The sequence below is a fragment of the Stenotrophomonas sp. Steno-Z1 genome, from assembly GCF_056393175.1.
Genome location: NZ_JBWJPB010000001.1, coordinates 1,332,004 through 1,349,983, shown reverse-complemented (window position 1 = coordinate 1,349,983; position 17,980 = coordinate 1,332,004). Strand labels below are relative to the sequence as shown.

The window sequence follows — 17,980 nt, the reverse complement described above, 5'->3', positions numbered from 1 at the left end:
CCGGCGCTGGTGTTTTGCAATATGTTGCAATGCTTTACCGCGGCGCGACGCTACAGTGCACCACTGCACAGGGTGTAGTTCGCCTTTCGCACTAGTTGTATATACAAGAAATATTGAATTGCCGAGAATTTCGGCTCAGAACGAGGTTCGGTGCAGCCGGAAGCGCACCTGCAGGCGTGCGGCAACGTGCCCGCGTCGTTTCCCCTGTTCGCCCGCAAGGAGTTGCACCGTGACCATTCGCGTCATCATCGCTGACGACCATCCCGTCGTGCGCATGGGAGCCCGCGCCCTGCTGGAAAGTGCAGGGCGCTTTCGCGTGGTGGCCGAGGCCGCCACCCCGGACGAGCTGCTGGGCGCGCTCGAACGCGCCCCTTGCGACGTGCTGATGACGGACTTTTCGATGCCCGGCGGATCGTCGCCCGACGGCCAGGCCATGCTGGCCATGATCCGGCGTCGGTATACGGCGCTGCCCGTGGTACTGATGACCATGGTGTCGAACGTGCCCACGCTGCGCATGGCGTTGAAGAACGGCGTGCGCGCGGTGATCGACAAAGTGTCTTCGGTGCAGGACATCCCGCGGGCGATCGACGAAGTGCTCGCCGGTGCGCTGTACATCAGCAGTGGGTTGCGGTCGCAGCTGTGCGCCGACGAGGAGCATGTCGGGTCGCTGTGCGCATGCCTGTCGCCGAAGGAACTGGAAGTGCTGCGGTTGTACTCCTCGGGGCTGAGCATCACCCAGATCGCCACGCGCCTGGATCGCAGCATCAGTACGATCAGCCGGCAGCGGATCTCGGCAATGAACAAGCTTGGCCTGCGCGCCGAATCGGAGCTGTATGCGTTCGCCAGCGAGCATGGCCTGTCCATGTCGCCCTCCTTGGCCCCGCACGCCCGCCTGCATACGGCGGCGTGACGCCTGCCTCGGCCGCGCCGGACTGCGCGCGCGGGCACTCCCGGGACGCCGCACCCGGCGACGCCCCGGTCACCACGCGTTATTCGGCGGTGATGCGTGCCTCGTCACCGTTGCCATCGACGATCACCCGGCTGCCGACGGACAGGCCCGAGACGTTCTCGCGCAACTGGGTCGTGCTCAGCACGCGGCCCCCATCCAGGCGCACCTTGACCATGTAACGCGTGGCCGGGCCTTCGCCGGCGATCTTCTCGCCCACCACGCCGCCCACCTTGGAGCCGCCGGCGGCCGCGACCGGCACCGCGATCACCCCGGCCTCAGCGTGGCCGGCGTTCGACAGCCCCGTGGCCGCCGCGAGGCCGCCGAGCATGCCCAGGTTCTGGCCCACGGCGCGCCCGAAGCGCGTGCGCTTGGAGGTGTCTTCGCCACGGTTCTGGATGGGCTGCATCTCCTCGATCACGCCAGGCCGCTGCTTGGCCCATGCCGGTGCGGCCATCGTGGCTGAAACCAGCAACGCGGCCAGGACGGCGCGCATGGGCACGCGGAAAACGTTCTGCATGGGGCGAATCTCCTTGAGTGTGTGTGGGGCCGAACGACGTGCGCGGTCAACGCCGCGGCTTGGGCCCGACGATGTCGGTGTCGCACTGGGGGCCGTCATGCTCCCAGCGGCGGATGATGCCGTCGCGGTCGGCGACGTAGGTGATGTCGCAGCGGTGTTCGGGAGGGTGTTTGACCTGGTGGTCGATGTATCGGAGGTCGCCCACCGAGCCGTAGACGTTCTCGGTCCAGCCGGGCTTCTTGGTGTTGGAGGTGTAGTAGGTTTCCATCGAGGTATCGTCTTCGTCGATCTCGAGGCGGCCACCGTCCACGCGCAGCTGCACCAGCAGTTCGGACGCGTCCCGGCCGATCCATGCGTCGGCGCGCGCCTTGGCGTCGGCGCTGAGCGTGCCCTCCGCGCTCGACGTGCCGGCCAGGCCGAGGCACAGCAGTGCGCAGGCCATGGCGCGTGGCGTGAATGACAAAGCGTTCATCGGCAAGACTCCCCGTCCTGGTGGGATGCTGGTGCTGCAGCATGCCCACGGTCTAAATGGTTATCTTGGTGAGTCTAGGTACGTGATCGATGGGCGCCTATCGGGATTGATTGGATGTTCGGGTAGGGGTACTCCTACTCGATCTGGCGCCCCGGCGGCGGTGGACGACCTGGCGGCGGGATGACCGCTTCGGTAGGGATCGCTATGCTGCCCTGCCCCCTTTTGAGGAACGTCGCATGCGCACGCTTTACCCGGCGATCGCTCCCTATCGCGAGTTCGCACTGGCCGTCGATGGCCTGCATACGCTGCACGTCGAGGAATGTGGCCGGCCAGACGGCATTCCGGTGGTGTTCCTGCACGGCGGTCCGGGTGCCGGCGTCTCGCCTACCCATCGGCGCTTCTTCGATCCGGCCCGCTACCGCATCGTGCTGATCGACCAGCGCGGCAGTGGCCGCTCTACGCCCTTTGGCGAGCTGCGCGACAACACCACCGCGCACCTGGTGGCGGACATCGAGACGGTCCGCGCGCACCTGGGCATCGAGCGCTGGCTGGTCTTTGGCGGCTCGTGGGGTTCCACGCTCGCACTGGCCTATGCGCAGGCGCATCCGCAGCGTGCCGCCGGCGTGATCGTGCGCGGTGTGTACTTGGGACGGGCGGAAGAGAATCGCTGGTTCAACGAGGCCGATGGTGGCGCCCGCTGGGTGTTCCCGGAACGTTGGGCGCGCTACGAAGCGCATATCCCCGAGGCCGAACGCGGCGCGATGATCGCCGCCTACTGGCAACGCCTGGACAGCGATGACCTGGCCACCCGGATCGCGGCAGCACAGGCCTGGCTGGGTTGGGAGGACCACGCCGCCACCCTGGTGCACGACGTTGATGCGGTATCGACCGCCGACCCGCTGGATACGCTGGCCAAGGCGCGGATCGAGGCGCACTACTTCCGCCATAACGCGTTCCTGGCGCACGGGCAGCTCCTGCGTGGCATCGATCGGATCCGGCACCTGCCCGGGGTGATCGTGCAGGGGCGCTACGACATCATCTGCCCGGCCCGTAGCGCGTGGGACCTGGCATGCGCGTGGCCGGAAGCCACGCTGGAGATGGTGCTGTCCGGGCACGGGGCGACCGAACCGGCCACCGCCGATGCGCTGGTGCGGGCCACCGATGCATTTGCGGACCGGATCGCCGGGCCGTCCGCGTAGGCGCCGATACCCGCACTCGCGTGGTTCGCCTGCACGGGCGCGTGGCGCGCGCTTAACCTGCGCGGGTGCACGCTGCCAGGCGACTGGAAGGAGCGCGCGACCCTCATGAATCACCTGCTTGGCATTTCCATGCTGGCCGTCGCATTGGCGGCGATGACCGGCGGCTGCACCGCCACCCCCGCGGGCACGACCGGGCCCGGGCCCAAGGCCGCCACCGGCACCGCCACCGCCGCCGCGCATGCCGACGCAGCTGCCGGCGCGGATGGGTACGCCGAACCCGGCCGCGGGATCGCCGTGCGCAAGGTGCCCGGCACCCATGTCGTGCGTGACTTCAAACGCAGTTACCTGGCACTGGACTCCTGGAAGTTGTATCCCGCGGCAGGCAGCGTGGGCACGCCGCTGGTGGCGGTGGTGCTGGATGGCTCCAATGCGGTCACGTCGGCGGAGATGCGGGTGGGGCGCAGCGATGCCGCGGCCGATGTCCAGGACTGCCTGGTGCCGCCCGATGAAGCGATGGGCCCGGTCGATACCGTCGAGGTCGGGGGCGTGCCGTTTGCCCATGTCACGCTGGGCGATGCGGCGATGAGCCATTACCTGTCCGCCGACAGCTACCGCGCCGTCCACGGCGGCGCCTGTTATGCCATCGACCTGATCATTGCCGGCACCCGGCCGGACGTCTATGACCCGCCGCGCACGCCGCCCTTCAGCAAGGACGCCGCGACGAAGGTGCTGGCCGCTGCGTTGGCCGCCGTGCACTGGCAGCCCTAGCCGGCGCATCCACGCCATCTGAGCGCGCAACACTGCTGCGCTGCCCACGCCGATCAGACGGCAGGCAGCATCGAGACCCGACTGGCGGCCAGCAGGGTCATCGCTGGTGCGATCAGATCGGCCGGGCGTTCGGCCAGGAAATGCAGGGCATACGCTCGGTGGACAGGCGCCAGGACCGTCCCCATCAACACGCGCCGACTGTTGACCAGCAGCGGCATGGCCACGATCAGGAAAGCATGCGGCGGGAACGTCCCCGCGGCAACGGCGGGGAACGCCGAACCGCCGGCGCGTCGAGGCCGGCCATCGAGGGCACATCGACTGTGCCGTGCCCCTTCTGGCTGGCCTGGGTACCCGATACCAGCGAAAACGGAACCAAGCCGACCATCACCGGCAGCGCAGCCTGCAGCCCCAGCCCGCAGGCAACTGTCGGCGGCGCGACGGCCGGCAGCGTGGACCAGGGCGTTGCCGCGCGCGTTTCGTCCCGCAGGCGCCGGCAGCCACGCTGTCGCGCCGCGCCGATGATCGTAGCGGACCAGTCGCGGCCGCGGTCACGGCGCTTGATCCGGCGCCCACGTGCGCTGCGGCATGATCAGCGCGAAGGCAATGACGCGCGTGCGACGCGTCCTGCACCGCAATCAAGGAGATGGCGTGAGCGATTGGTCCCCCCTGCCCCGCGCGTTCTACCAGCGCCACCCGACCCTGGTGGCGCCGGCGCTGTTGAACAAGCTGCTGGTGCGCGATGACGGTCGCGCCGGCCGGATCGTCGAGGTCGAAGCCTATGCCGGCAGCGAGGACCCGGCGGCGCATTCGTATCGCGGCATGACCGCGCGCACGGCGACGATGTTTGGCGAGGCCGGGCACCTGTATGTGTACTTCAGCTACGGCATGCACTGGGGAAGCAATGCGGTCTGTGGCGATGTGGGCCAGGGCTGGGGCGTGCTGCTGCGGGCGTTGGAGCCGGTGCACGGGCTGGACCTGATCCGTGACGCGCGGCCGGCGATACGTCGTGACCGCGACCTGGCCAGCGGCCCGGGGCGGTTGTCGCAGGCGATGGGGATCACCAAGGCGCTGGATGGCGCTGACCTGGTCCGTAACGATCGCGGCGTGCGGATCGTCTGCGACGGCGTCGCCCCGCCGTCCGACCCGGCGGTGGGGCCGCGGATCGGGATCAGCAAGGCGGTGGCGTTCCCCTGGCGCTGGCATGTGCCGGGGCATGCGCATGTGTCCGGGCGCGTGGGCGGCAGGGGCCGCGCCTGATCAGGGCGAAGGCGCGGCAACCGAGCGCATGTCGAGCATGCTGCCCTCCTCCCACTGCCGGCCACCGATCACGAACGGCACGCTGACCCGGGTGCGCCCGATCACCGCGCGCCCGTTGGCCGTGGCCGGCACGAAGGGATGGGTGCGAAGGGCTTCCATCGCGGCGCGGTCGAGGTCGCGGCTGCCCGAGCTTGACGCCACCGACATGCCGATCGCGCGGCCTTCGGCGGACACCTCCACCCGCAGCACCGCCTCGCCCTCGATACCGGCGCGGAACGCGGCGGCCGGATAACGCGGCAGGTGGCTGCGCCAGTAGGCGGCATCGAGCGACGGCGCGACCGGCAGCGTGGCGCCGGCATCCAGCCCGAGTTGCGCGCGCACGGCAGGCTCCAGGCCCGCCGGGCAGGCATCGCTCGCCACGGGCATGAGTTCGCTGGTGCAGCTATCGGTGTGCCCGCGCCGGCAATCGATCTGGTCCAGCAGGCGGTCCTGCAGGGCCGCGACGCACGCCTGTTCGGGCGTGGCTGGCAGGTGGGTGGGCCGGGCACGGATCGCGCGGATCAGCGCAGCGCAGCCGGCCGCCTCGCCGGCCCGGCACTGCACGGCCTCCGGACTGTCGGCGGTCGGCAGCTCTGCGGCGCTGGCCAGCGTGGCCCAACCGCCCACGATCAACAGGGCCATCGCCCGGCCCCGCGTGTGTCTTTTCATGGCGCTGCTCCGTCCCTGATGGCGGCAGCGATGGTAACTGAATGGGAGTGCCGGGCCGAGGCCGCTGGCCGAAGGCCAGAACCGTTCAGACAGGCAAATCGTCATTCCGGTGTAAAATTCATCGTTTTAGCCGGAATCATGGCGAAAGCCCCCTACCGACCGCCCGTGCCCGGCCCGGCCTTCATCCGCATGCTGGCCGGGTTTGCCGATGGCCCCCTGCCTGCCGCCAGCCCGGACATGAGCGAGCGCCTCAGCCAGTGGGTGGACTGGAACCGCGCGGTGGCGCTGTCGCGGGCGCTGGATGGGCGGCTGCCTGCACTGGCCGAGGACGCGCCGGTGTTCGACAGCGCCGAGCAGGCCGAATGCGCGCGGGTTCGCACGGTGTTGGCGGCGTCGATCACCGCCGCCGCGGAGGGGCGGCGCGCCACGGCCAGCGACGACTATGCCCCGCACCGCCAACATTGCATGGCCGTGCAGCGCTCGATGCAGGCATCGACCGGGCGCCTGCGTGGTCGCTTGCGCGACATGCTGGGTCATGCCGGGGCGCCGATGGCACGCCTGGCCGAGGTGGACGCGGTGATGGAGCAGACCCTGAGCCCGCGCGAGCAGGTGCTGCTGGGCACGGTGCCGATGCTGCTGGGCCTGCATTTTGAACGTCTGCGCGCGGCGGCCTCGCCCGCGCCGGACGACAGCGACAACGCGCAGGCGCTGCCGGCACCCGCCCACGAGGGCTGGCTGGCGCGCTTCCACAAGGATATGCAGGACGTGCTGCTGGCCGAACTGGATGTCCGTTTTCAACCGATCGAAGGCCTGCTTGCAGCGCTTCGCCCCCGATAACTGGGACGCCATGTTCAGAACGAGTCTTTATTTTGTTGTCTTCCTTGCCGGCCTGCTGGCGGCGTGCTGGATCGGTGCCGGTTACCTGGGCAGCAATCCGGTCGGCGCGGTGGTGGCCGCGGTCATCGTGGCCTGTTACTGCGCCGGCGCACTGGAGCTGCTGCGCTATCGCCAGGCGACGCTGGGGCTGGGCCGTGCCGTCGCGGACACTGCGGCCGCCGCATTGGACCTGGGCGCATGGTTGCAGCGGGTACCGGCCGGGTTGCGCAACGCGGTGCGGCTGCGCGTGGAAGGCGAGCGCGTCGCGCTGCCGGCGCCGGTGCTGACCCCTTACCTGGTAGGGCTGCTGGTGCTGCTGGGCATGCTCGGCACCTTGCTGGGCATGATGGCCACCCTGCGCGGGACCGGGCTGGCGCTGGAGAGCGCGACCGACCTGCAGGCCATCCGCGGCTCGCTTGGCGCGCCGGTCGAGGGCCTGGCAGTCGCGTTCGGTACGTCGATCGCCGGCGTGGCGACCTCGGCGATGCTGGGCCTGCTGGCCGCGCTGGTGCGCCGCGAGCGGTTGCAGGTGGTGCAGGCGCTGGATGCGCAGATCGCCAGCCAGTTGCCCGCGCATTCCAGCCACTGGCAGCGTGCCGAGGGGCTGCGCATGGCGCAGGCCCAGGCCGAGCTGATGCCGGTGCTGGTCGAACGCCTGCATGCGATGACCGTGGCCATCGAGGAACGCAGCCACCAGGCGCAGCAGCAGCTGCTGGAGAGCCAGGCGCGCTTCCATGCCAAGGCCGATGCCGACCATGCGCAACTGGCCGCGTCGGTCGAGCTGGCGCTGAAAGACAGCGTGGCCGCGAGTGCGCGTGCGGTGGGCGAGGCGCTGCAGCCGATCCTGCAGGACACCCTGGCGGCGATCACCCGCGACACCCGCGCGTTGCAGCAGCACGTCGGCGATGCCGTGCAGCAGCAGTTGAGCGGCGTCCATGCCGGGTTCGAGGCCAATCAGCTGGCCAACGCCGCTACCTGGCGCGACGCACTGGCCGCGCAGCAGCAGGCCGAGCAGCAGTCGCGAAGCGCGCTGCACGACATGCTGGAGCAGCTGGCGACCCGGCATGACGCACGCGCCGCCGGCCTGCTCGATGCGCTGTCCGAGCGCATGGACGCCAACGTGAGCCATTGGGGCAGCGCGCAGCTGGCCCAGCAGGAACGCCAGCAGGCGCTGGCCGACGACCTGCGCGCCAGCCTGGCCGACTTCACCGAACAGCACGGCCGCCACGCCACCGGCCTGGCCGATGCGCTGGCCAGCCGCTTGGACGCCACCGCCGCCCGCTGGGCGGCCACCCAGCAGGCGCAGCAGCAGGCCAACGATGGCCTGGTCGCCGCACTCGACGCGGCGCTGCAGCGTTTTGCCGAGCAGCACGACACCCGCGCCACCGACCTGGCCGATGCCCTCGCCAGTCGCCTGCAGGACAGCGCCACGCACAACGCCGCGGCCTGGCGCGACGCACTCGCCCAGCAGGAGGCCAGCACGGCCCTGCTGGCCGAGCGCAACCAGGCGGCGCTGTCGGCGGCCGCCGCGAGCTTCGATACCCATGCCACCGCGCTGGTGGCGGCGATGCAACAGTCGCAGCACGCCCTGCAGGACGCCCTGGAATCACGTGACGCGCAGCGCCTGGCCAGCTGGAGCGCAGCGTTCGACACGCTCACCGGCACACTCGGCCAGCAGTGGACGCAGACCAGCGCCGCGGTGGCGCAGCGCCAGCAGGACATCTGTGATGCGTTGGCGCGGACCGCGCAGGACATCAGCGCGCAGACCCAGGCCCACGCCAGCGAGACCATCGCCGAGATCTCGCGGCTGGTGCAGGTCGCCTCCGAAGCGCCGAAGGCGGCCGCCGACGTGGTGGCCGAGCTGCGCCAGAAGCTGTCGGACAGCATGGTGCGCGACACGGCCATGCTGGACGAGCGCAGTCGCCTGCTGGCGACGCTGGAAACCCTGCTCGATGCGGTCAACCATGCCTCCACCGAGCAGCGCACGGCCGTGGATGCGCTGGTGACTACCTCGGCTGACCTGCTGGAACGCGTGGGCAGCCGCTTTACCGAGCACTTGGCGGCCGAGACCGACAAGCTTGGCGCGGTGGCCGCGCAGGTGACGGGCAGCGCAGTCGAGGTGGCGAGCCTGGCCGACGCGTTCGGCGATGCGATGCAAGTGTTTGGCAGCGCCAGCGCCGGCCTCGGCGAGCGTTTGGAGCAGATAGGCGGCGCACTGGATGCCTCCTTGGCGCGCAGTGATGAGCAACTGGCCTATTACGTGGCCCAGGCGCGCGAGGTGATCGACCTGAGCGTGCTCTCGCAGAAGCAGATCATCGACGAACTGCAGCAGTTGGGCAGCCGCCGTGGCGCGGGCAAGGCCGCCGGCGCATGAGCGATGAACTCGAGGTCGACGGCGAATCCGGCGCGCCGATCTGGGCCGCCTTCGGCGACCTGATGTCGGTGCTGCTGGGCGCGTTCGTGCTGATCCTGGTGGGCGTGGTGGCGCTGCAGCTGGAGCTGTCCACGCGGCTGGACCATGAGGTCAAGCAGCGCCAGGCCGAGGCCGCACGGCGCAAGACGCTGGAGCAGGCGTTGGCGGTACCGCTGGCGGCCGGCCGGGTGACGCTGGTGGATGGCCGCATCGGCATTCGCGGCAGCGTATTGTTCGCGTTGAACTCCGACCAGCTCCAGCCCGAGGGGCGCGAGCTGCTCAAAAGCTTGGCGCCGCCGCTGGCCGAGTACCTGTCCTCGCGGGAAGAGATCCTGATGGTCAGCGGCTTCACCGATGACCGGCAGGTGCGCGAGGGCAATCGGCAGTTCGCCGACAACTGGGCGCTGTCGGCCGAGCGGGCACTGACCGTGACCCGGGCGTTGATCGCCGAGGGCGTGCCGTCCTCAGCCGTGTTCGCTGCGGCGTTCGGTGCCGAGCAACCGGTCGGCAGCAATGCCGACGAAGAGGGACGCGCCCGCAACCGGCGCGTGGAGATGGCTCCGATCCCGCAGCCGAAGGCCACGGTGGCCACCGATGCCCCGTAAGCCGGTCGACCCGCGCACGCGGATCGCGGCGTGGCGCGAGGACCCGACGCACCGCCACGACCCGGTGGGCCTGGCGATGCTGGATGCGTTGCAGGCCCGTGCCCTGCAACACCAGGGCACGGCGCGGGAGCTGCTGGAGCAGCGCCTGGCGGCGCGCGTGGCCGAATACGCCGGCCGGCTGCCGCGCGGCCGCAAGGGCGCGCCGATGCCTGCGGCCGCGCGGCCCGAGCCGCTGGCCGCGCTGGCCGCCGAGTTGGCCGCACGCGCAGTGCACACCGATGCCGCCAACGCGTACCCCGCGCTGCCGGCGATCGAGGAATTCCGTACGCTGTGGGCCACCGTGCGCAGTCGCGGCCAGGTGCGCCAGTCGCTGGCCGCCGCCCCCAGTGATGGCGGCCCGCTGAACTCGGCGGTGCTGGTGCAGCGGGCGATCACGCTGATGGGCGAGACCTGCCCGGAGTACCTGAAACACTTCCTGGCCTACCTGGACAACCTGTCCTGGCTGGACCAGCTGCAGCCGCGCAACGCGGCCCCGGCCAAGGACGTGGGCCGCATTCCCAAGCCGCGCCGCAGCCGCACGCCCAAGGGCTGATCCGCCGCGCCACCCGGTGCCGGCGTGCCGCCGCTATACCAACGTATATCCGAACGAACCCACGGGACGCTAGGCCGGAGGGCTGCGCCTGCGGACAATACGCGCACCGACCCGGCGCACTGCGTGGCGCCGCTCCCCTTCTTCCGCCACCGGAGGTCCCCATGGATCCCGATCCTGCCGGGCGCCACGCGCCGCTGCTTCCTCCCCTGCCCTGTTCGACCCCGGCGCCTGGCCGGCGGCCTGCGCGCGACTGAGTCCGGGCAGGCCGGCCGGGCGTTGCCTGCCCGGAGGCTGTCCGATGCACTACAAGATTCTCTACATCACCCTGCGCCGCCTGATCGCTGAGCGCAACGTGGCTGCGTTGCGCAGCCAACTGCTGGCGCACGGCGCGCCGCTGTTCGCCCGCGCCCTGGTGCTCGGCTCGGAGCGGGTCATTGCCGATGCGCTGAGCCTGTTGCCGATCACCGAGCGCATCCGCGTGTTGCGGCACCTGCCCGCCCCGCTGCGGGCGGCGATGCAGCCGCTGTGCACGCAAGGCAGCCCGCCCCCGCTGCGTCCTGCCAGCCCGTTCGTCACCGCCTGCGCCCAGCACGCCTGAACCCTGCATGCGCTGCCGCGCCCGAGCGTGCGCGGCAGTGCCCGCCTTTTCGAGGAATTTGCCCATGACCCTGCTGCATGCATGGTTCGATGCCTTCCTGCGCAGCCGTCGTGCTGCGAGCCTGTTCCGCCGCCGTGCCCTGCCCGATGCCGGCACGGGGCGCGGCGCGGCGTCGGCGATGCCGGACGATGTCAGTGCCGGCCTGCTGCGCCTGGCGCACGCGCCGCTGGCAGCGGCGCTGGCCGGACTGGACGCGCACCCGGATGGACTGAGCGCGGACGAGGCGCGTGAGCGGCTGGCGCGGCTCGGCCCCAACGAGATCGATCACGAAAAGCCGCTGCCGTGGTGGCACCACCTGTGGCAGTGCTATCGCAATCCGTTCAACCTGCTGTTGAGCGTGCTGGCGATGGTGTCCTGGCTGACCGAGGACATCAAGGCCACCGTGGTCATCGGCACCATGGTGGCCTTGTCCACGCTGATCCGCTTCGTCCAGGAGGGCCGCTCCAACCGGGCGGCCGAACGCCTGAAGGCACTGGTCGGCAACAATGCCCGGGTGCTGCGGCGTGCGCCCGGCACCGAGGTCGCCGAGCTGGCCGACACCTGCGTTGGCGCGCACCTGCACAGCCGGCGCCCGGCGCAGCAGCGCTCGCTGCCGATCCGCGAGCTGGTTCCCGGCGACCACATCGTGCTGTCGGCGGGCGACATGATTCCCGCCGACTGCCGCGTGCTCGGCGCCAAGGATCTGTTCGTGGCACAGGCGGCGATGACGGGCGAGTCGCTGCCGCTGGAGAAGTTCGCCGAGCCCGACCCGCAGCAGGCCCACCTGCTGGACCAGCCCAACCTGTTGTTCATGGGCACCAACGTGGTCTCCGGCTCGGCCACTGCCGTGGTCCTGGCCACGGGCAACCGTACCTGCTTCGGCACCATCGCCCAGCGCAGCACCGCCAGCGAGCGCGCGCCGACGGCCTTCCAGGCCGGGGTGAACAGTGTGAGCTGGCTGCTGATCCGTTTCGCGCTGGTCATGGTGCCGTTCGTGCTGCTGGTCAACGGCGTGACCAAGGGCGACTGGCCGGAGGCCTTCCTGTTCGCGCTGTCGGTGGCGGTCGGGCTGACCCCGGAAATGCTGCCGATGATCGTCACCTCCACGTTGGCCAAGGGCGCGGTACTGCTGTCGCGGCGCAAGGTGATCGTCAAGCGGCTGGATGCGATCCAGAACTTCGGCGCGATGGACGTGCTGTGCACGGACAAGACCGGCACGCTCACCCAGGACCGCATCGCGCTGGAGCGGCATACCGATGTGTTCGGCAATGATTCGCAGGACGTCCTGGCCTTCGCCTACCTCAACAGCCACTTCCAGACCGGGCTGACCAACCTGCTCGACCGCGCGGTGCTGGAGCACGTCGAGCTGCAGACCGAGCTGCGCCTGGCCCAGGACTACCGCAAGGTGGACGAGATTCCGTTCGACTTCGAGCGCCGCCGGATGTCGGTGGTGGTGTCCGAGCGCGAGGACCACCATGAGCTGATCTGCAAGGGTGCCGTGGAGGAAATGCTGGCGGTGTGCAGCCACGTGCGCGAGGACGGTCGCGACCTGCCCCTGGATGCGGCCCGCCTGGCGCGCGTCCGCCAGACCACCGAGGAACTCAACGAGCAGGGGCTGCGCGTGGTGGCGGTGGCGATGAAGGAGACCCCGGCAGACCGCCAGGTGTACTCGAAGGCCGACGAGCACGCGTTGACGTTGCTGGGCTATGTGGCCTTCCTCGACCCGCCCAAGGAATCCACTGCGCAGGCGTTGCAGGCATTGGCCGCACACGGGGTGGAAGTGAAGGTGTTCACCGGTGACAACGAACTGGTCACCGCGCGGGTGTGTGCCCAGGTCGGGCTGCCGGCCGAGACCATCGTGACCGGGCCGCAGCTGGAACGCATGGACGAGGCGGCTGTCTGCGCGGCGGCGCTGCGACATCGGGTGTTCGCCCGCCTCACGCCCTTGCACAAGGAACGACTGGTGCGCGCATTGCGTGCGCACGGCAAGGTGGTGGGCTTCCTGGGCGACGGCATCAACGATGCCCCGGCGCTGCGCGCGGCGGACATCGGCATCAGCGTGGACAGCGCGGTGGATATCGCCAAGGAAGCCGCCGACGTCATCCTGCTGGAGAAGAACCTGATGGTGCTGGAGGACGGCGTGATCCAGGGCCGGCGCACCTTCAGCAACATGCTCAAGTACATCCGCATGACCGCCAGTTCCAACTTCGGCAATGTGTTCTCGGTGCTGGTGGCGTCGGCGTTCCTGCCGTTCCTGCCGATGCTGCCGCTGCAGTTGCTGGTGCAGAACCTGCTGTACGACGTGTCGCAGATCGCCATTCCGTTCGACAACGTGGATGAGGAACTGGTGCGCCAGCCGTTGAAGTGGAACCCGGCCGATATCGGGCGTTTCATGGTGTTCTTCGGCCCGATCAGCTCGATATTCGACCTGAGCTGCTTTGCGCTGATGTGGTACGTATTCGACGCACGCACGGTGGCCGACCAGAGCCTGTTCCAGTCGGGCTGGTTCGTGGTGGGCCTGCTCACCCAGACCCTGATCGTGCACATGATCCGCACCCCCAAGGTGCCGTTCGTGCAGAGCATCGCCGCCCCGCCGCTGCTGCTGATGACCGGCCTGATCATGGCCATCGGCGTGCTGCTGCCGATGAGTCCATTGGCCGGCTATTTCAAGCTGCAGGCACTGCCGGCGGGCTACTGGCCGTTCCTGGTGGCGATCCTGTTCGGCTACGCGGTCCTGACCACGCTGCTGAAGAAGGTGTACATCCGCCGTTACGGGTGGCAGTGATGGATTTCAATCCGCACCTGCCGGCCTTCAACGCCGGTGCCACGATCAGCACCCTGATCAGCCTGTCCACCGCCTTCGTGCTGGGCGCGGCGATCGGCCTGGAACGGCAACTGCGCCAGCGCACCGCCGGGCTGCGCACCAACACGCTGGTCGCGGTGGGCGCGGCGGTGTTCGTCGACCTGGCCGTGCGCTACCACGCCCTGCATGGCGGGCCGCCCTCGCCGCTGCATGTGGTGGCCTATGTTATTTCCGGGGTAGGTTTCCTCGGTGCCGGCGTGATCATGAAGGACGGCACCCAGGTCTCCGGGTTGAACACCGCCGCCACCCTGTGGGGTTCGGCGGCGGTCGGGGCGTGTGCCGGGATCAAGCTGCTGCCGGAAGCCGTGCTGGCCGCGCTGTTCGTACTGGCGGCCAACACGTTGCTGCGGCCGGTGGTCAACCGCATCCAGCGGCAGCCGCTGGAGGAGGCGTTCAGCGAGGCCACGTATGCGGTCACCGTGGTGTGCGAGCGCGATCGCCAGGCCGACGTGCTGGACCGGCTGCTGCTGCTGCTCGAGCAGGCGCACTACCCGGTGCGTGCGGTGGAGCCGCGTCCGTTCGGCGAGCGTGAGGTGCAGATCGAGGCCGTGCTGTATGCGACGGCGGTGGCGGCCGACGAACTGGACGCGGTGATGGCCACGTTGTCGGCCACCGACGGCGTATTGCAGGCGTTCTGGAATGCCACCCTCGACGAGTGACACGAGCGGCGCACCGCGCCGATGCTATGCTCCGCGCGCCGCACCATGCGGCGTTCCACCGGCACCACTGGGAGGTGTCCCGATGCCCGCTTCGCCTTCGCGACGTACCCTCGCCCTGCTCGGGCTGGGCCTGGTGATGGCGGCGATCTTCGCCGCCGATACGCTCACCGACTATGCGGTGGCAGCCGCATGCTTCTATGCCGCGGTGATCCTTGCCGCGTCGCGGATTCTCGGCCCACGCGGGCTTGTCCTGCTTGCGGCGGCCTGCGTCGCGCTGACCGGGGTGAGCTTCTTCCTGACCCGCTTCGGCACCTACCGGATCGGCCTGGTGAACTCGGCGATCGGCATGCTGGTGATCGTCATCACCACCTACCTGTCGTTGAAGATGGAGGCGGCCAAGGCGGCCGTGCAGGAGGCCCAGGCGCGGCTGCTGCGGGTGGCGCGCGCGTCCACGGTGGGTGAGCTGACCACCTCGATCGCGCATGAAGTGAACCAGCCACTGGCCGCCATCGCCAGCAGCGCCGAAGCCAGCCAGCGCTGGCTGGCGCAGGATCCGCCGAATGTGGACAAGGCACGCCAGACCCTCGCGCGCATCCTCGCCGATGCGCACCGCGCCAGCGACGTGATCGCGCGGATCCGGGGGCTGACCCGCGGGGGGAGCCCGGAGCGCCGCGGCTTCGATCTCAACCAGGCGGTGCTGGAAATGCTGGCACTGTCGCGCAGCGAGCTGGAACAGCACGCGGTTATCGTGACCACCCAGTTCGACGACGAACTGCCACTGGTGCTCGGCGACCGCGTACAGGTGCAACAGGTGATCGGCAACCTGATCCTCAACGCGGTGGACGCGATGGACGGGATTCCGGCCGCTGCCCGCCGCCTGACCCTGCGCAGCCTGCGCGTGGATGGCGGGCGTGTCGCCTTGAGTGTGCGTGACCATGGCAGTGGCCTGCCGCTGGAGGCGCCGGAGCGCGTGTTCGATGCCTTCTGGACCACCAAGTCCGGCGGCCTGGGGCTGGGCCTGAGCCTGAGCCGCAGTATCCTGGAAGCCAACGGTGGCCAGATCCGGGCCGAACCCGCCGAAGGCGGCGGCGCGCATTTCGTGTTCGAGCTGCCGATCGATGACGGGGTGGCGCATGGCTAAGCCCCTCGCCCCCGCCGCTGCGCCGGCCCCGATCGTCTACGTGGTCGACGACGACCATTCGGTGCGTGCCGCACTCGAGGACCTGTTGGCGTCGATGGGAATGCAGGTGCGCGCGTTCGACTCGATCGCCGCGTTCCTTCAGCACCCGCGCGAGGACGCGCCGGCCTGCCTGGTGCTGGACGTGCGCATGCCCGGCCAGAGCGGCCTGGAGTTCCACCGGCAGATGGCCAGCCATGGCCTGGCCCTGCCGGTGGTGTTCATTACCGGCCACGGCGATATCGCGATGGGCGTCGCCGCGATGAAGGAAGGCGCCATCGAGTTCCTGACCAAGCCGTTCCGTGACCAGGAATTGCTGGATGCGATCCACCTCGGTATCGAACGCGATCGCCTGCGCCGGCGCGACGACGAGGCCGTGGATGCACTGCGACAGCGCTGGGCACTGCTCAATCCCGGCGAGCGTGCGGTGGTCGATGGCGTCGTGCGTGGGCGGCTCAACAAGCAGATCGCCGGCGAGCTGGGGGTCAGCGAGATCACCGTGAAGGTGCGCCGGGCCAATGTCATGCGCAAGATGCAGGCACGCACCCTGGTGGACCTGGTCCGGATGTACGACCGGTTGGGGCCGGGCTGATCACCGCCGGTAGTGGCCAGATGAGCAATGGGCATGAACCGGCCGCGCTGCGGGCCGCGGCGGCTTCCTAGAATGCGGGATGGCCGCAGACGCGGTGCCCTTCCTGGAACCTGCCGATGCGCGCTGCCCTGCCCTTTGCCCTGCTCACCCTGTGCGCCGCACTCGCCGCGTGCCAACAGGCGCCCTCTGCCAGTCCGGTGGCCACCGCCTCGGCGGCCCCGGTCGCCGAGGAGATCGCCTGGCGCCACGGCGATGTCGAGGACGCCTTCGCCGACGCGCGGCAATCCGGCAAGCCGGTGTTGCTTTACTGGGGCGCGGTCTGGTGCCCGCCGTGCAACAAGCTCAAGGCGACCCTGTTCCGCGATCCGGGCTTCATCGCGCTGACCCGCCAGTACATCCCGGTGTACCTGGACGGCGACCAGGAAGGCGCGCAGGCCCTGGGCGAGCAGTTCGGCGTGCGTGGCTATCCCACGCTGATCGTGCTGGATCCGCAGCGCCACGAAATCACCCGCCTGGCCGGCGGCAACGACAGCGCCGAACTGACCCGCGCGCTCACCCTGGCCGCCGGTCGCCGCACCGCGGTGGCCGATGTGCTGCGGGTGGCGGTGGTGTCGCCGCAGCGGGTGTCCGAGGACGACTGGCGCGTCCTGGGCGACTATGGCTGGGAAGTGGACGCCAACCGCCTGTCCGGGCAGCGCGACCCGGCGGCGCTGTTGCGGCAATTGGCCGCGGCCGCACCGGAACCGGCGCTGCAACGGCGCTTCGCCCTGCTTGCCCTCGGCGCGGAAAGCAGCGGCAAGGACACGACGACGCCGACGCCGGAGGCGCGGGAACAGGCCCGCGCACTGCTCACCACCGTACTGGCCGCCCCGGCCGAGGTGCGCGCCAACCGCGACCTGCTCGGCTACCAGGGACCGGCGCTGGTGGCCCACGCCGCCGCGACGCCGGCGCAGCGGGAGCCGTTGGGCGGCCTGCTGCTGGCCGCGCTGGAGCGCGCCGACGCCACCCAGGACAACGCCGCCGATGCGCGGCTGTCCAGCGTGATCACCGAGCTGGCCCTGTACAAGCAGCAGCATGCCGGTGCAACGGTGCCGGCGGCACTGGTGGAGAAGGCGCATGAGCGGGTCGCCGCGGCCGACGCAGCGGCCACGACCCCGCACGAGCGGCAGGCGACGATCAGCACCGCGGTGTACGTGCTGCGCGAGGTCGGCGACGATGCGGCGGCGGAAAAGCTGCTGTTGGCCGAACTGGATCGCAGCCAGACCCCGTATTACTACATGCCGGACCTGGCCGAACTGGCCGAGGCGCGTGGCGACAAGGACGCCGCGCTGGAGTGGCTGCGCAAGGCGTACGCAGGCGCGCAGGGGCCGGCGACGCGGGTGCAATGGGGCGTGTTGTACGTGGAAGGCCTGGTGCGCCTGCGTCCGGACGATGCCAAGGCCATCGAAGACGCCACCGCGGAGGTGATCGCGGAGCTGGACGCGCAACCGGCCGGCTACCACCAACGCACGCGCCAGCGCTTCGAGCGGTTGGCCGGCACGCTGCAGACCTGGAGCCGCGCCCATCACGGCCAGGACACGCTGGGCCGCCTGCAGGCGCGGATGGGGGAATCGTGCGCGAAGGCTGCGCCGGGTGCGGATGCCAGCGCGGCCTGCGACCGTTGGCTGAAAAGCTGAAGCAAGCAGGAGGGTGTCGG

At 70.0% G+C, this 17,980-nt stretch carries 18 protein-coding genes; 14 read left to right on the top strand and 4 right to left on the bottom strand.

The genetic code is table 11. From position 1 onward, the window contains the following. The first annotated feature begins 229 nt into the window (after positions 1-229). Positions 230-910, top strand: coding sequence for a response regulator (locus AC06FD_RS05995; RefSeq protein ID WP_394162061.1), 681 nt, complete (start codon positions 230-232; stop codon positions 908-910). Positions 911-989: 79 nt separating this feature from the next. Here AC06FD_RS05995 and AC06FD_RS05990 read toward each other — a convergent pair whose 3' ends face one another. Together AC06FD_RS05990 and AC06FD_RS05985 are read right to left on the bottom strand one after the other, a co-directional pair. Continuing rightward, positions 990-1,466 carry a hypothetical protein gene (locus tag AC06FD_RS05990; protein ID WP_259202746.1) on the bottom strand — a complete coding sequence of 159 codons (477 nt, stop codon included), beginning with the start codon at positions 1,464-1,466 and terminating at the stop codon, positions 990-992. 46 nt (positions 1,467-1,512) lie between these two features. After that, positions 1,513-1,938, bottom strand: a complete 426-nt coding sequence (locus tag AC06FD_RS05985; protein ID WP_478077264.1) for a hypothetical protein — start codon at positions 1,936-1,938, stop codon at positions 1,513-1,515. A 236-nt stretch (positions 1,939-2,174) separates the two neighbouring features. On the opposite strand from AC06FD_RS05985, the gene pip reads away from it, so the two are divergent. Together pip and AC06FD_RS05975 are read left to right on the top strand one after the other, a co-directional pair. Beyond that, positions 2,175-3,137, top strand: coding sequence for a prolyl aminopeptidase (gene pip / locus AC06FD_RS05980; protein ID WP_478077263.1), 963 nt, complete (start codon positions 2,175-2,177; stop codon positions 3,135-3,137). 105 nt (positions 3,138-3,242) lie between these two features. Beyond that, complete coding sequence (locus AC06FD_RS05975; protein ID WP_478077262.1) at positions 3,243-3,905, top strand: hypothetical protein; 663 nt, start codon at positions 3,243-3,245, stop codon at positions 3,903-3,905. A gap of 53 nt (positions 3,906-3,958) precedes the next feature. Here AC06FD_RS05975 and AC06FD_RS05970 read toward each other — a convergent pair whose 3' ends face one another. Beyond that, the gene (locus AC06FD_RS05970) at positions 3,959-4,123 is read right to left on the bottom strand and encodes a hypothetical protein (RefSeq protein WP_478077261.1); all 165 of its coding nucleotides are present in this window, start codon (positions 4,121-4,123) and stop codon (positions 3,959-3,961) included. 430 nt (positions 4,124-4,553) lie between these two features. Here AC06FD_RS05970 and AC06FD_RS05965 point away from each other — a divergent pair, with 430 nt between their 5' ends. Then, positions 4,554-5,162 carry a DNA-3-methyladenine glycosylase gene (locus AC06FD_RS05965; RefSeq protein ID WP_394162069.1) on the top strand — a complete coding sequence of 203 codons (609 nt, stop codon included), beginning with the start codon at positions 4,554-4,556 and terminating at the stop codon, positions 5,160-5,162. On the opposite strand, the gene AC06FD_RS05960 is transcribed toward AC06FD_RS05965, so the two are convergent. Continuing rightward, the gene (locus AC06FD_RS05960) at positions 5,163-5,870 is read right to left on the bottom strand and encodes an energy transducer TonB (RefSeq protein WP_478077260.1); all 708 of its coding nucleotides are present in this window, start codon (positions 5,868-5,870) and stop codon (positions 5,163-5,165) included. A 138-nt stretch (positions 5,871-6,008) separates the two neighbouring features. Between AC06FD_RS05960 and AC06FD_RS05955 the strand changes: the two genes are divergently transcribed. The 10 genes from AC06FD_RS05955 (at position 6,009) to AC06FD_RS05910 (ending at position 17,960) form a co-directional block, all read left to right on the top strand. Further along, on the top strand, positions 6,009-6,707 hold the full coding sequence (locus AC06FD_RS05955; protein WP_478077259.1) for a DUF3348 domain-containing protein: 699 nt from the start codon (positions 6,009-6,011) through the stop codon (positions 6,705-6,707). 10 nt (positions 6,708-6,717) lie between these two features. Next, positions 6,718-9,120 (top strand): DUF802 domain-containing protein, encoded by a 2,403-nt coding sequence (locus AC06FD_RS05950; RefSeq protein WP_478077258.1) that lies wholly within the window; start codon positions 6,718-6,720, stop codon positions 9,118-9,120. Continuing rightward, a complete protein-coding gene (locus AC06FD_RS05945; RefSeq protein WP_478077257.1) occupies positions 9,117-9,764 on the top strand; it encodes an OmpA family protein in 648 nt (215 codons plus the stop codon). Before AC06FD_RS05950 ends, AC06FD_RS05945 begins: the two co-directional genes overlap by 4 nt. Beyond that, positions 9,754-10,356 (top strand): DUF2894 domain-containing protein, encoded by a 603-nt coding sequence (locus AC06FD_RS05940; RefSeq protein WP_478077256.1) that lies wholly within the window; start codon positions 9,754-9,756, stop codon positions 10,354-10,356. The genes AC06FD_RS05945 and AC06FD_RS05940 overlap by 11 nt, the downstream gene beginning before the upstream one ends. A 298-nt stretch (positions 10,357-10,654) precedes the next feature. Next, positions 10,655-10,954: a hypothetical protein gene (locus AC06FD_RS05935; protein ID WP_478077255.1), complete on the top strand. Its 300-nt coding sequence runs from the start codon at positions 10,655-10,657 to the stop codon at positions 10,952-10,954. A 64-nt stretch (positions 10,955-11,018) separates the two neighbouring features. Further along, on the top strand, positions 11,019-13,778 hold the full coding sequence (gene mgtA, locus AC06FD_RS05930) for a magnesium-translocating P-type ATPase (RefSeq protein WP_478077254.1): 2,760 nt from the start codon (positions 11,019-11,021) through the stop codon (positions 13,776-13,778). Next, complete coding sequence (locus AC06FD_RS05925; RefSeq protein WP_478048098.1) at positions 13,778-14,515, top strand: MgtC/SapB family protein; 738 nt, start codon at positions 13,778-13,780, stop codon at positions 14,513-14,515. Before mgtA ends, AC06FD_RS05925 begins: the two co-directional genes overlap by 1 nt. A gap of 82 nt (positions 14,516-14,597) precedes the next feature. Beyond that, a complete protein-coding gene (locus AC06FD_RS05920; RefSeq protein ID WP_478077253.1) occupies positions 14,598-15,656 on the top strand; it encodes a sensor histidine kinase in 1,059 nt (352 codons plus the stop codon). Continuing rightward, positions 15,649-16,284, top strand: coding sequence for a response regulator transcription factor (locus AC06FD_RS05915; protein ID WP_449334343.1), 636 nt, complete (start codon positions 15,649-15,651; stop codon positions 16,282-16,284). The genes AC06FD_RS05920 and AC06FD_RS05915 overlap by 8 nt, the downstream gene beginning before the upstream one ends. A gap of 116 nt (positions 16,285-16,400) precedes the next feature. Then, positions 16,401-17,960, top strand: coding sequence for a thioredoxin family protein (locus AC06FD_RS05910; RefSeq protein ID WP_478077252.1), 1,560 nt, complete (start codon positions 16,401-16,403; stop codon positions 17,958-17,960). The last annotated feature ends 20 nt before the right edge of the window (positions 17,961-17,980 follow it).